General features: G+C 37.5%; 12 protein-coding genes. 6 read left to right on the top strand and 6 right to left on the bottom strand.

Annotated elements, in window-relative coordinates; all coding sequences use genetic code 11:
• Window position 1: 1 nt before the first annotated feature.
• The 3 genes from ACT6XC_RS05885 (at window position 2) to efp (ending at window position 3,971) form a co-directional block, all read left to right on the top strand.
• Complete coding sequence (locus ACT6XC_RS05885; protein WP_443741140.1) at window positions 2–2,191, top strand: lipase family protein; 2,190 nt, start codon at window positions 2–4, stop codon at window positions 2,189–2,191.
• On the top strand, window positions 2,192–3,334 hold the full coding sequence (gene earP, locus ACT6XC_RS05880) for an elongation factor P maturation arginine rhamnosyltransferase EarP (RefSeq protein WP_443741139.1): 1,143 nt from the start codon (window positions 2,192–2,194) through the stop codon (window positions 3,332–3,334).
• Between the two features lie 67 nt (window positions 3,335–3,401).
• Window positions 3,402–3,971 (top strand): elongation factor P, encoded by a 570-nt coding sequence (efp, locus tag ACT6XC_RS05875; protein WP_273463939.1) that lies wholly within the window; start codon window positions 3,402–3,404, stop codon window positions 3,969–3,971.
• 203 nt (window positions 3,972–4,174) lie between these two features.
• Here the strand turns inward: efp and ACT6XC_RS05870 are convergent, their stop codons facing one another.
• The 3 genes from ACT6XC_RS05870 to ACT6XC_RS05860 form a co-directional block, all read right to left on the bottom strand.
• Window positions 4,175–5,758: a hypothetical protein gene (locus tag ACT6XC_RS05870; RefSeq protein WP_443741138.1), complete on the bottom strand. Its 1,584-nt coding sequence runs from the start codon at window positions 5,756–5,758 to the stop codon at window positions 4,175–4,177.
• A 71-nt stretch (window positions 5,759–5,829) separates the two neighbouring features.
• On the bottom strand, window positions 5,830–6,654 hold the full coding sequence (locus tag ACT6XC_RS05865; RefSeq protein ID WP_443741137.1) for an outer membrane lipoprotein-sorting protein: 825 nt from the start codon (window positions 6,652–6,654) through the stop codon (window positions 5,830–5,832).
• Between the two features lie 301 nt (window positions 6,655–6,955).
• Window positions 6,956–10,096 (bottom strand): efflux RND transporter permease subunit, encoded by a 3,141-nt coding sequence (locus ACT6XC_RS05860; protein WP_443741136.1) that lies wholly within the window; start codon window positions 10,094–10,096, stop codon window positions 6,956–6,958.
• Window positions 10,097–10,524: 428 nt separating this feature from the next.
• Between ACT6XC_RS05860 and ACT6XC_RS05855 the strand changes: the two genes are divergently transcribed.
• Window positions 10,525–10,926: an ArsR/SmtB family transcription factor gene (locus ACT6XC_RS05855; protein ID WP_443741135.1), complete on the top strand. Its 402-nt coding sequence runs from the start codon at window positions 10,525–10,527 to the stop codon at window positions 10,924–10,926.
• 160 nt (window positions 10,927–11,086) lie between these two features.
• Here ACT6XC_RS05855 and ACT6XC_RS05850 read toward each other — a convergent pair whose 3' ends face one another.
• The 3 genes from ACT6XC_RS05850 to ACT6XC_RS05840 all read right to left on the bottom strand — a co-directional run bounded on the left by ACT6XC_RS05850 (window position 11,087) and on the right by ACT6XC_RS05840 (window position 12,993).
• Window positions 11,087–11,869: an acyl-[acyl-carrier-protein] thioesterase gene (locus tag ACT6XC_RS05850; protein WP_443741134.1), complete on the bottom strand. Its 783-nt coding sequence runs from the start codon at window positions 11,867–11,869 to the stop codon at window positions 11,087–11,089.
• A 77-nt stretch (window positions 11,870–11,946) separates the two neighbouring features.
• Complete coding sequence (locus ACT6XC_RS05845) at window positions 11,947–12,315, bottom strand: hypothetical protein (RefSeq protein WP_443737882.1); 369 nt, start codon at window positions 12,313–12,315, stop codon at window positions 11,947–11,949.
• Between the two features lie 78 nt (window positions 12,316–12,393).
• A complete protein-coding gene (locus tag ACT6XC_RS05840) occupies window positions 12,394–12,993 on the bottom strand; it encodes a hypothetical protein (protein ID WP_443741133.1) in 600 nt (199 codons plus the stop codon).
• A 586-nt stretch (window positions 12,994–13,579) separates the two neighbouring features.
• Here ACT6XC_RS05840 and ACT6XC_RS05835 point away from each other — a divergent pair.
• Complete coding sequence (locus ACT6XC_RS05835) at window positions 13,580–14,113, top strand: methylated-DNA--[protein]-cysteine S-methyltransferase (protein WP_443741132.1); 534 nt, start codon at window positions 13,580–13,582, stop codon at window positions 14,111–14,113.
• A gap of 128 nt (window positions 14,114–14,241) precedes the next feature.
• A partial coding sequence (locus tag ACT6XC_RS05830; RefSeq protein WP_443741131.1) for a hypothetical protein occupies window positions 14,242–14,526 on the top strand: 285 nt, incomplete at its 3' end.

Raw genomic sequence — 14,526 nt, 5'->3', positions numbered from 1 at the left:
AATGAATTTAATAAAAAAAACTCTCAGCACAGTTGCCATTTTTGCAGTGGCGACACTTTCACAAGCAGAAAAAATTTCATTTCCAGTAAAAAGCCTCGTTACAATCGAAGAAAATCCAATAATGATTTCGGCAAACTGGAATGAAAAATGGTTCGGTGAAAACCCGGCCTCTCTTTATAACCACAACATTGCGCGTATTGCCGGAATTTTTTCTGCCGTTTCTTACGAAGATAGCGATATCGGACAAAATTCAAATTTAATTCTTCAATGTTACAAAGCCCTCGGATTTTCGGAAAAACAAATTGAATTTCATTATTCTGTCAATTACAACAATCCAGTCTGGGGAAACGACCAGGCGGCTTTTAGTTTTGCGACAAAACAAATCAACGGTTCAAATTCAAAAAAAAATCTGATTATAATTGTAATCCGCGGAACTCCGCTCAACGCAAACGAGTGGATCTCAAACGTAAATATTTCCGACAAAACTGGCAATGAAGCCGAATATCACGAAGGTTTTTTCAAAACCACAAAACTCGTCGAAAACGCGCTGATTGCCTTCCTTTTACGAAATAAAATCGACATTGACGACAGTTGTTTTTTAATCACAGGGCACTCCCGTGGAGCGGCAATTGCAAACCTTCTTTCTGCACAATTGTGCGATGCTGAACTTTTTGACACAAATTACATCTACACATACACATTTGCTTCTCCAAACGTTACGACAAACGACAGCGTACATGACAAAAAATACGACTTTATCTGGAATATTGTAAATGCCGAAGACATTGTTCCGACAGTTCCGCCAAATTACAAAAGTTGGAAATACCAAAAATACGGTCAGACAAAAGTTTTAATAAACAACTGGAATACTGATCCTCAAAAATACGAAGACGAATATATTCCAGCCATGAACAAATACTTTAAGAAATTCATGCTGCGCGACTACTGTCCCTTTACGACAGGTCCATTTTTGCCGATTCAATGCACTACGATTCTCTCAAAACTAAACAAAAATGTTTACAACTTTTACAACGGAATTACAGCACTTCACGACCGCTCAATCTCCGCTTTCTGGAAAGTTTTTCCAAAAAAAGACGAAACAAAAATCGAAAATAAAACTGAAGAAAAACCAGTTTCAAGAACAGAAAAGCAGGGTGCAATTTTTGCGGCAGCAACCCGATGGTGCTATAAAAATTTCGATGTTGATATAAATTATTTAATCAACTGCTTTGCCGATATGCACGCAATGGAAACTTACCTTTCGTGGATTATGTCGGTTGATGAAGAAAATGTTTATTCATCTGTCGGAACGGATATTCTCCTCTTAAAAGGCGCTGGCGACTATGCAGTTTTTGACAGCGACGGAAAAGTTGTAGCAACAATTTTGGACGGAAAAGTTGATTTTTCAAAAGTAGACCTTCCGTTGGCGGCAAATTCCCTTCTTCAAGGACAGGTTGCTCTCGGACTTCCTGTAAACCGAAAGTACAAAATTGCGATAAGCAAAGAAAGCATTATTCCTACAATGTTAAAAGTTTCTGTACAGCATTATTCTGCAGCAGGAGTTTTTATTGACGAATCCGAAGAAACAATTCTATATCCATACAACTCAAAAATTTACAGTTGCAATTCAGAAACTCTAACTCCTCTCTTTACAAAAATTGATTTAAAAAAAATCGGCAATCCAGAAGCAAATATAATCCGCAAAAAAGGAAATCTAAAAAATATTTCAAAATTCAGGTTGATGGGAGAATTTTCTGCTTCAACAAGTGGTTCATTCAACGCTGGAATCCATGCCGGTTCAACAAAAATCTACGGTTCGTTGCTTTTAGGACACAATGCCGCAAAAATCGGACGTTCATTCGAGGCTAGTCCAGGAATTGGACATCAGAGCATTTTAGTAAGCAAAATTCTTCTCGATACAGAAATTTTTGCAAATCTTTTTTATGCTTATTCCGACGACATCGAAGAAAAAGACGACCGGTTCAACGTTGTGCCGAGCGTAAGATTTTCTCTTTCGTTTAAGCCACGCCACAAAACTCAACTATTTATGGCGGCAAATTTCGATATGCACATTTCTGACTTTAACGATGCGGCCTTTGACGACGCATATCGCTTAAAAACAACAGGTCAGGTCTGGACAGGTTCAAAAATGAGGGTAGTACCAAATATGTCTTTCGGAATAAAATTCTAAATGCAAAACAAGAATATAATGATTTTGTGCAAAGTTGTAGACAATTTTGGCGATATTGGAGTTGTCTACAGACTTGCAAAAGCCTTGAGCGACCTCGATTCTTCTCTAAACCTTACAATTGTCTGTTCAAATTTGGAAAGTTTTGCTTCAATGGCAAAAAAAATTGAACCCGACAAAAAAACTCAATTTTTCGACTACAAAAACACAAGATGGCAAATTTTAGACTGGAACCAAAGCGAAGATTTTACATTCAGTTCAAATCCTTTTCCAATTATTCTCGAATGTTTTCAGTGCGGACGGCCAGACTGGCTTGAAAAAATTCTTTTTGACAAAAATGCAAAAGAAATTTTTCATATTTTTAATATCGAATACTTAACGGCAGAAGAATATGCTGACGACTTTCATCTTTTAAAATGCTATACGCGAAGTCCAAACGTAAAAAAAATGTTTTTTATGCCCGGCTTTACAAAAAAAACAGCAGGACTTTTAATCGACAGCCAGTTTTTAAAAACCTTAAAAGAATCAAAAACTCTTCCAAAAAACAAAAATGAATTTTGCGTTACAATTTTTTCTTACGAACGCGAATTTATTCAGATTTTTAACTCTCTAAACCGCATTCAGGAAACTCAGAGACAAAAAAATCCGGACTTTTGCATAAAAGTTCTTGCAGCCGCAGGAAAAAGCCTGCCTTTTGCAAAAAAAGCTTGGGAACAGACTGGAAAAAAATTGAATTTCGTTCAACTGCCTTTTTTAACGCAGGAAGAATGGGACAAACTTCTCTGCACAAGCGACTTTAACTTTGTCCGTGGCGAAGAAAGCCTTGCAAGGGCCTGTCTTTCCGGCAAACCATTTTTCTGGCATGCATACGTTCAGGACGAAAATTACCAGCTCGTAAAGGTTAATGCCCTCTTAGAAAAAATGCTGCCCTTTGTTTGCGACAAAAACTTAAAAAACGAACTTTCATCTCTCTGGAACGAATACAACACTCCAGACGCAGAATTAAACGAAAGTAAACTTTATGACTTTCTTCAAAAATCAGCACAAGGCGAGTTAACGGCTTTTTTTGAAAACTTTTCTGAAAATCTTTTTCAAAACGGCAACCTTGCAAAAAAACTGCTCAACGTTCTCGAAACCTTGCAGTAGTTGAAAAAAAGTCCAATAAGCACTAATATTATAGAATAAACGTTTATTTTTTTTGAGGTAACATATTATGTTAATGACAAACGAAATTAGAGTCGGAACAGCTTTTATGTATGAAGGCAGCCCTCTTATTGTTCAGAAACTTCTCGGACAGAAAGGCGGACGCCAGGGCATGGTTACAAACCTCCGCGTTCAGAATATCGTAACTGGTTCAACAATGCAGCTTGGTCTTGATGCCGGTGAAAAATTTGAGGAAGTTGACCTTGTTAAAAAAACTGTAAAACTTTCTTACATCGATGGCAACGAATATCACTTTATGGATCAGGAAACTTACGATGACATCATGCTGGACAAAGATTACCTTGGCGACAATGCTGGCTACATCTCTCCAGATGACGACTACGAAGTTTCAGTTACTTACTACAACGACAAACCAGTTGGCGTTGTTCTCCCGGTAAACGTAACACGCACAATCACATACTGCGAACCTGGTGTAAAAGGCGATACTTCTGGAAAATCAACAAAACCTGCAACTCTCGACACAGGAATGGAAGTAAAAGTTCCTTTGTTCTGCAACACAGACGACCGCATCGTAATCGATACACGCGACGGTTCATTCGTAGAACGCGCAAAGAACTAATTTCTTAACAGTTGCGTAAACAAAAATCCCCGAAAAAAGTCATTCAGCTTCATTCGGGGATTTTTTATTTTTAAATTTTAATTTGGGGTCATTTTTTGCTGCGCAAAAAAACGGGCTATTCGTGGCTACGGCGTCTTACGCGCCTTCGGTGCTGCGCACCCGCTCCGCTGCCACTACTATCCCTTGCCCGAAAATGGCAATTATTAGAACGTGTATTTTGCGCCCAGCTGAACAAAACCGTTGTTATGCCAGCCTTCAAATTCAGTTTTGTCGCTCTTATAGCTTGCCATGTACATTCCTTTTGCACAGAACTCAAGTCCGTCAGAAACATACCATGTAATTTTTGGCATTACAATCAAGTCATAATGCTGAAAACCGTAAACCGCACTTACTTCCGGCTTAACTTTTCCATGATTCCAACTGTCAGAAATATTTACGACAACTTTATTGTCATTTTCAAAAGTTCCGCTTTCTGTATCAAGCACTCCTAAATCATTGATTTTCTCGTGGTTAAGAATATATTTTCCCTGAAACTGAACATTCATGTTAAGTTCGCTTAAAGGCAAGTCACGGTCAAAACCAAATACCCAGCCTACTGAATTATTATGAACCTTCGGATCGTCTCCGGCTGTGTCCTTTGTCAAATTGTATGCACCTTCTGCGCGGAAGTTGTATGCGCCGAAAGTTTTTGCAGCTTCAAGGCCGAATACCTGCAAAAAGTCGTAGTCAATAAATTTGTCGTCGTCATCCGCACTTCCCTTTGAAAGATAAGTGCTCACAAAAGAATCAATTTTTGATCTGTCAAAAGAAGCGCGTTTATCACGTCCTACATAGTAGCTCAACCCCCAGTCAAGAGAGCCTGTCGTAGTTGTAAAACGGGCACCTGCCTGCATATATTTGAGCTGTTTTGTATCAGGATAAAGATTGTCTGCAAGAGAAGATGAGTTGCTGAGCATTGCCGTGTAAAGAGACTGCGCATTTACCGCTTTATTTTTTGCCTCTAATTTTTGCTCATCTGTTAATGAAGGATTTGCCATTATGCTAGCTAATTCTGCATTTGCCGTTCCAGCTTTTATTCCCTGCCCTACAATCGCAGTACCAGCTTTATCAGTCAAAGAACTTTTCAAACCTGCAACCTGAGCCGGACCCCATCTTCCTGAAGCAGCATAGCGGTCTGCTGTCATCGTTGGAGTCCAAACCAGTTCAAATCTGCTCGAAGAAAAAGGGCCAACATCTTTTGGAACATTGTAAAGAACACGAATCATCGGTTCTGCAATTCTTCTGTCAATGTAGTCAGGAATTATAAAATCCGTGTAGTCGTTTGCGTTAAAATTGTCTATAGCATGCAGCTTGTCGCCTTTTCCCCAGACAACCTTCATTTTTCCTGCCTGAACAACAAAATTTCCGAGATAAGATTCAAGAGTAAGCTCATCAATTACATCTTCCCTGTAATTTTCAAGAACGTCCTTGCTGAATGCGAATTTTGCTTCTGCAGAAACTGCCGAATTTGAATATTTTAAATTGATTTTTCCTTTTGGATTTGTGTCGGTTTTCCACTCGTCAACAGGAAGTCCGTATTCATCTTCATCATCAAAATAAGCGCGAAAATCAATCTGCGCTTCTCCGTTTACTTCGAGGGCACCGCCGGCAAAAGAAGTGGAAGAATCACCAAAATCTCCGCCAAAGTCGCTTCCATAATCATCGCCAAAATCAAAATCATCAGCAAAGGCAAAAACTGCTGTAAAAAGTGCGGCTGTAAAAAGCCCGATAAATTTTATTTTTTTCATAAACTATTCCTATAAATAAAAAACTCCGCCACAACAGAACTAAAGAAACCGCTGCAACGGAGTTAAATCAATTATTTTGCTGTATTCAAATAGTTCTGTGTAAATACATTGTCCGGAATCGGCTTATCAAGAATGATATTATAACCGTTCGGGCTCTTTGGATTTTTCTGGGCTGCAATTCTTGTCGAATGTCCAGACTTTACATTTTTGAGGGTTGTCGAAGTTGTAATCGTATATCCCTGAATATTTTCAAGAGAATCAACCGTCAAAATTTTCAAAAGGCTTCCGTCTTTTTTGTCGTACATTTCTGCATAAACAGGAACGTTTGTTTTTTTGTCAATCCACTGAATGCGGTACTGATACTGAGCTTTTGCAACAGTTGCTGCTGTTGGAGTTGATTTAATTTTCCAACAGTCATAACCATTTTTGTTTTCTTCTGCCAAAAGTTCATGAGTATCATCATCAAGTTCGCGTGTAGACATATCGTCGTAGCTTGCGTCAGTTCCAGTAAAAGACTTGCTTCCTTCAGAAGAATTTACACGGCGAGTAGTTTTGAGAGAAGGCATATAAATCCACTTGTCATCGTCCTTGCCTTTGTTTTCCATCTGCAAGAATTTAATTCCCTGATTCGACTTGTTGTTGCTGACCTTAAAGTTCATTACAACGTCAGAAGTGTCTGTTTTTTCGTTGTGGCGTCCAAGTTCATCAATAATACGATGTTCCTCGATATTGCCAGCTTTGTTGATAAGATCCATTTCGATAATCGAATGGTTATATGCAGGTTTTTTAATGTTCAATGCCGCATCAATAATTGAACGCGCATCCTGAGCAAAAGCCACTGTTGAAACCATAGCAACAGCCAAAGCCAAAATTGATTTTTTTAAACTCTTTTTCATAGATTACTCCCATAAAAAGTCAAGATTAAAACTTCAGTTTTAGAATTGACTTTTTAAGTTGTTTCGCAACAAAGTGAGAAACAACAGATTATAAGAAAGTTTGCAACGCAAACTTGTTAAAGATAAAAACAGACGTCATTTTGGCTGTTTTTATCTTACACTTCTTAATAAAACTCCGCGTTAGCGGCGAGCCACGGATGGCGAGAATCACAGTTTGTGAAAGCAACGCTTGAACAAACTGTAATGATAAAAATTACAGGGATGTAATTTTTATCATGCCTCCTTACTGCATTCTTGCAGGTTAGTTTTTATTTTTTTCTTCAGATTCTTCAATCAAATCTTCGGCAACACCCAAATCTTCTGTCGGCTCAACTTTTGGTCGAGAGAATTTCGGGTCAAAGTTTGTCAAGAATCCTGGAAGGATTGTCATTGCAAGCATTGAACTTGTAAACATTACGATTGCGACCAAAATTCCAATGTAGCGCAAAACCATAAATCTTGAAAGGCACAAAACCAAAAATCCAAGACCAACGGCAACGGCATTCGTCAAAATTCCAGTTCCGCTCGATTTAAATGTGCGTCTTGCAGCGGCATGAACATCGCTTGTCTTTGCACGCTCCATTCTGTAAGTTTCAAGGAAGTGAATCGTGTAGTCAATTCCAATTCCGACCGCAACAGAAGCAATAATCGAAGTAACAAGGTCAAGACTAATTCCCAAAGTTCCCATCGTCCAGTAGTTAAGCAAAATTGTAAGGGTAAGAGGAATTGCGCCCAAAAGTCCTGCCAAAATAGAACGGAACGAAATTGCAATAACAACAAATACGCTCAAAAGCGAGATTATCAAACTCTGAATCTGGCTTGAGAAAACCATTTCTGTCATTACCGTTTCAAGTTCTCCCTTTCCAGTAAACGAAATTGTGTATCCTTCAGGGAAGTGGTTTTTTGCATAAGAATTACATTCGCGGATTACTTTTTCAATGTCGCTGCTTGAATTAGAACGGGAAACAAGCTGAACACGAAGACGGTTCGGGTTCAAAACGTTTTCGTTCTGAGGGTCATTTGCCCAGCGTCCCAAAGTTTCCTTGTCAGAAAGCATAGAAAGAAAGTTTCCAACAATATTTTTGAGGGCTGCATGCTGTTTGTAACCGTATTTTGCCTCATCAAAAGGAATTTCGTAATAATCAGTTCCCTTGTAATTCAATTTTCTCTCAAGAACCTTTACAACATCGTCAAGAGAAGCATTTTTTCCGCCAGCCTCAGCATAAGCCGAAGTCAAAAGCTTAAATCCTTCATCAACTGTAAGAGTGCTGTTGAGTTTTTTTACATATTCAACGTTCGGATCAACATAGTCAGGAAGCATTTCGTCTTCGTCAGAAGAATCCTCTGCTTCGCCAAAATCGCCAAAATCGCCAAAATCACCAAAGTCAGAACCTGAATCAAAGCCAAAATCATCAGAACCAAAATCGTCAGAATAGCCAGAACCAGAAGAAACAGCAACCGCCTCTGCACTTGGAGCGTGAAGCACCTGATTCATTCGCTTGATTAAAGTCGGGAACGAAACTATTTTTCCGATATACGGGAATTTGCTCTGAATATTTTCCTGAAGACCGTCAACCGCCTCAAGAATATCAGGATCTTTCATAGAACCTTCAACAAGCGCAAAATGACGTCCATCAGATTTTTTTATGATGTTTCCGTTTACGTCGAGGAATTTTCCGTCCTTGTTCATAACAGGGATTCCGTTTTCGTCAAGGAAGTTTCCGTTTTCGTCAGTAACCTTTGGACCGTCAACCAGCATAAAAATCAAGTTTGTTCCGGCAAACCTGTCGTCAACGTAATCAATATCCTGACGCAACTTAGAATCTGGCGGGAAGTAGTTAATCATTGAAGACTCGATTTTTACCTTGCGCACACCAAAAACAGAAACCACAACAAGGAAAATCATAAATACAAACATTCTCGGGCGCGAACCACAGAAGAAAAGGAAGATGTTGTACAAAGTGTCTTTGCGTTCATTTCCACGCTTAATAATGTGCTTTTTTGCCCTTTTTGAGAGTTTCATAATGAACTTTGATTTCTGGCCGATTCTCTTTACAGGCTTTACCATCAAAACTGCTGGAATAAATGTTTCCGCAAAAATCCATGAAAGCGCAATTCCAACGGCGGTAAAGATTGAGAAACTGTGAAGAGGTCCCATAGGACTCAAAATCAAAGAAATAAATCCGATTACAGTAGTAATTGCAGCAAGGAAAACCGCAGTGCTACAGCTAGCAACGCCTTTCAAAATAATATCTTTGTGACTTTCTTTTGTAATTTCAACGCCTTGAGCTTTTGCTTCGTCAAGAGCTATATAATAATGCGTCATGACGTGAATTCCGTACGCGGAACCGCAGGCAATCAATGCAACAGGAATTACGCTCGAAACAATCGTGAATGTAAATCCAAAAACAGCCATAAGTCCACAAGTACAAGCAGTTGCAAGCAAAACCGTAACGAGTGGCAAAAGAGTTCCGTCCAAAGTTTTCAGGCTGGCAAACAAAGTCAAAAGAACGACAATCGAAACAAGAGGAATCAAGTTCGTCAAATCCGAAGTCATGTAATCCATAAAGTTTTCAGAAACAACTGGATCACCAAAGAAAATAACTTTAAGATTTGTGCCTTTTGTATATTTGAAGGCAATTTCTTTTACTTTAGCGAGGGTTTCGGCTTCAAGGTCAGATTCTGATATCTGAGTTTTTGCAGCTTCATTTATAGTTTCGGTAAGAGAAGAAAGGTCTTCTTCAGACAAACCTTCAATAGAAGAAAGTTTGCCGGCCTTCTGAGCCTTTTTAAACTCCTCAAAAGTCTTAATTCCGGCATTTGCAAGAGCATCAATCTGAGAAGCAGACAAAGAACTCAAATATGCAATTTCGCCAGGATGATTGTTTGTAACAAGAGTAATCTGCATCTGAGCCGCTTTATTGTCGTCCGAAATAATCGAACGCGTATACATTTCGTCCCAGTCAGTAAGATTCTGCTTAAGATCATTTACCTGAGCCTGAGTCAAAAGAGGAAGATATCCGTTTTCGTCGCGATCTGCATTGATAATATTTCCAGCAGTAAGGGCACCGTCAACATCCTCAATAAAGTCAATTTTTGTAAGAGAATCAATTCTATCAACCCAAGGAAGGTTTTCTACATCCGTAGAAATATGGTCAATAATCTGCAAATTTTCCGGAGTAATAATTGTTCCTTTGTCAGTTTCAAGAGAAACTCCGATCACAACAGTGCTTCCAAACCGATCTTCCGAATCAATCAAACGCTGATAAGATTCATGTTTTTGAGGAAAATACAATCTGGTCGAGTTGTCCATCTTAATGTCTTTAAGCTGGAATGCAAGCAGACCTGTAACAAGAAAAGTTGTTACAATAATAAGCCATGGATGCTTAAATAAGCGATTCATTTAATAAATCCTCCTTCTGTAAAACACACAAAATTTCAGCACATTTTTCAATTATGCCAACTTTTTGTTTATAAGTTTAAGAAATTAAACGCATAAACAAAATATAATCTCTTTAATTTCAAACGTCAATAAAATAGTTTTTTTTTAACATTTTTTAACATCGAATAAAAAAAAATTATTTTTTCGGAAAATTTCAATAACAACTCTAAATCAACTCTAAAAATTTTTAATAATAGCTAAACTTTATAATAACAGCGTTCCCAAAAAATCACAATTTTTTGTTTTCTTCCGTTTTCTTTCAATTCTTTTTATAAAAGATAATCATAAAACAGTTTTTTACGTTCAAAAAAAACACAAAAACTTGACAATTAGTTAAAGCGTTTATAAACTTAACCGATTAAACAAATAAACCAATAGAGGCACACATTTTGCTAAACCCCAACGAAACAGAATTTAAACAACAAATCAGCATTATCCGCAACCAGTTTGAAGTCTGCACTCCTTACCTTACAACGTTAAGCGACCCTGTACGCCAAAAAATTCTCCTTATCCTCGCAGAATCCGGCACAGACGGCATGGACGTTCAAGACATAACTGCAAAAATCAGCCTTTCACGCCCGGCAATTTCGCACCACCTGAAAATTCTAAAAGACGCAGGCATGATAATCAGCCACAAAAAAGGCACTCAGGTTTACTATTTTATTTATATCTACAAATCGCTCGACAAGATTATGAATTTGGTAAACACAGTTCTAAATCTCGTAAAAAACATCGACATGGAATCCGTAAAAGAAAAAGCTCCATGGATGCTGAATTCACCTTCAAATTAAAATCATAAAATTTGGGGCCATGGGGCTTATAAAAGCCCCACCGGGGCTTCCGTACTTCCGCGTCGCAGCGCTCCATTCCAAAAAGAAAAACCTTTTTGGAACGCCTTCGGCGGTACTCCACCCCCTTGTCCGTCCGTTTTAACAGACAGCAAATTAAAAACTACCACAAAAGTTCGGTTTCAAAAGAAGTTCCGTTTTCGGTTTTTCCAACCAGAATAATTTTCTTTACTTCCTTGTCAATTTTTCCAAAAACCTGCACTTTTTGTCCAAGCATTGCTTCTTTAGCAAAGTTTATTCTGACATCTTTAAATTCAATTCCCTGAAATTCAGCCGGCAAAGAATCAACCGCAAAAGCCGCATACCGAGAATTGTTTGTATGTCCGTTTGCATCCAAATCCGTATATTTTATAAAACGTTCGTCCAAAAGCACTGCGTCTTCAGGAAGCTGGATTTTTCCATAAGGAAGGCAGTCGTGCTCTGTTTTTTTCAGGGTTGGCGTACGCAATCCCATTTCGTCAAACTTTTTAATCGGCAAAATACGGCGATTATTCAAATCAACCAAAAGCCAGGCTGTTATTCCGCTAACAAGTTTTTCTCCGTCCAGAGTTTCAATTTCGACAGCGCGCACAAACTGCAAGGCTTCGCTTTTTTCTTCCCAAGTGCGCACAACAATACGCTGGTTTTCTTTCGGAAATTTATGAATTCTAAACGAATCTCTCGAAACAAGAATCGCAATTCCGTTTTTTGCCAGAGTTTCTCGGCTCATTCCGCGTCTTGCAAAATCTTCAACGGCAATATCCGAAGTAAGTTTTAAAAGTTCGTTAAGGCTTAAATTTTTATTTATATTGCACTGGCTAAAAAACACCATTGTTTCCCAGTTAAAAGAGAAATCTTCTTTATAATATTGTCTGCTTCCCGTTTCTTGAGGAATTAAATCTGCCATTTTTCTATCTCCATTTTTGTAAAACTACAATCTACTATATCAAAATGACAAATCTTATAAAAGTGTCAACAAAAAAACTAATATCGGCCAGTTCCCCACAACCAGCCGTCATCACGATTTTCAAAAAACCAAAATTCCTTATTGTGAGTCATAATTGCAAAATTATATGCGCTAAGTTCCGAACCGACAGGAACTGCCATCAATTTTTTAAATCGTCCGGTTTTTAAGATTTTATCAAGATTTTTAACACCGTAGAGCTTTTCGGCAAGGTTTCTGCCTGTTTCCAAATCGTTAAAACAGTAAAATGTCGAATATAAAACCGTTTTTCCCCTAGGCAATTCAACCTGAATAATTTTATATCCGCTTTTTTGTGCAAAAATTCCAGTCTGACAAACGAAAAAAATAAAAATAACAAAAACTGCAAACCAAGAATTTTTTTTATTCATTTTATAATTCTAGCACAAAATATTTTTTCACAAAGCAAAAAAAAAGACCCGGACAACATCCGGGCCGTAAATAACAAACTAGAGAGATTTTCTAATCTCTTCGTTGTGTTTCTTTTCTCTAAAGTATTCAGGGATAAAGTAAACACCAGCGGCAATTGCAATGACAGCAATTACTGCCATAAATACAGGAACAACCATATAAGGAGAAAGATCTCCTGTTTTTTGCAAAACAAACATCTGAACAAAAGCCCAAATGTGAGCAATTCCAAGGATAAATGCAAATACAGCCTTAGCCATAAAGTTTTTGATAAGGAAAGTAGTCAAAAGGAAGGCAATAAATGCAACCTGAGCAAAAATAAAAGCGTTTACTTTTGGACCGTAAAGAGCACCAGCAGGATCCCAAACATAAGTAAAGAGGGAAATTGTTTTTTCGCCGTACAATGGATATTTTTCCTGTACAGATTTTTCCCAATCTTTAAATTCACCGTATTTAATCTCCGGCGGCCATGAACTTTTATCTTTTCCAGTAATTCCAACAGGAAGCTCAGCCCATGTTTTTCCAATATCTTCTACTTCAGAGTAAAGTTTTGCAGAGTTTGTAAAAGGAACCAACTGAGCAACAATAACTAAAAACAACAATACAAAAGAGATATAGTTGTATTTATTCAAGAATTTCATAAATATCCTCCAACAGATATATTCCAAGACAATGATACATTTTATCTAAACGTTTTGTTTTTTTCAAGAGAAACATTAGCTTAATTTAATTATAAAAGCATAATCTTGCACTTTATCTAACAATCTGTTATAAAAACATTTAGAGGGAGGAAGATAAAAAATAAAACCATAGTTATAAAATAAATTTTTACTCATCAAAAAAAATATTTTTACAAATGCGATGATTAAGCAACTACTATAACACAGCAAGATTTTATCAGAGTCTGGACTACCATACTCCTGATGAATTTTAAGAATCATTCCAGACTGTCAGCCTGGACAACAAAGAGGCGGCTTAATACACCTTAAACTGCCTGGAATTTTGTATTGACAAAAGGGCGCATTTTATTGGAGATCTTGCAATTCTTCGCGGAATTAGAATGGTTTATCATCACAGAAAAATACCGCAGACGGTTCAGTCCGTATTGCAGCGTTGCAAGTTTGTACTTTTGGGCAGTTGCAGAAGACGCAATTCCTGAAATGAAAGATTACGCTCCAAAATTTTTGCAAAAAAAAATAAATCAAAAAAAACAATGGAGAAGTAAAAATGGATTACACAAATCATTATAATTCGCCTATAGGAGGAATTACTCTTGCAGCTGACGGAGAAAATTTAGTGGGCTTATGGTTTGACGAGCAAAAATTTTTTGCAGACGCGCTTAATAAACAGCATAAAAAAAAGATCTTCCTGTTTTTGAAGAAACAAAAAAAATGGCTGGACATTTATTTTAAAGGAGGTATCCCGGATTTTATTCCGAAAATTTATATGCGCTGCAGCGAATTCAGAAAAGCTGTGTGGAATGTTATGCTAAAAATTCCGTATGGAAAAACAATGACTTACGGACAAATTGCAGGCATAATTGCAAAAGAGCGCGGACTTAAAAAAATGTCAGCGCAGGCAGTCGGAGGAGCTGTCGGACATAATTCCATTTCGCTTATAATTCCGTGTCACAGGGTTGTTGGAACAGGTGAAAGCCTTACAGGTTATGCCGGCGGAATTGATAAAAAAATTGAACTTTTAAAATTAGAAAAAGCTGATATGATGGATTTTTTTGTTCCAAAATTTAGCACTGCGCCGTAATGAAAAAAATATTACTGGTAATTTTCACGAAACTGTAAATCATATGGCTGCAACTGTACCAAAATTAAAAGTTTATTTTGAAAAGAAAGAAGAATAATTTATTAAAATATAATCGGGATAGAAGATAGATGACATTTGAACAAAAAATATATGTTCCGGTATTCGGTAATGACGAAATCAAAATCTGGGCAACAAGCAAACAAAGTTTTGATAAATACCTTTCAAAAGCAAAGAAGTGTTACAATTTATTGAATACACTTGATTTAAATATAAAACTGTCACCTATCAATCATATAGAAATTGTAAGAGCAAATATAAGATTTTATTTATGCTCAAATGTAATAGAAAAAGTTCTTGGTTATGGGTGGCGGTATCAGTATTATAACCAAATACGGTTACAGTGCGGTAATGAT

The sequence above is a fragment of the Treponema berlinense genome, from assembly GCF_052273165.1.
Taxonomy (GTDB): domain Bacteria; phylum Spirochaetota; class Spirochaetia; order Treponematales; family Treponemataceae; genus Treponema_D; species Treponema_D berlinense_A.
Note: the sequence above shows the minus strand (reverse complement) of the source record. Positions and strands in the feature narration are given on the sequence as shown.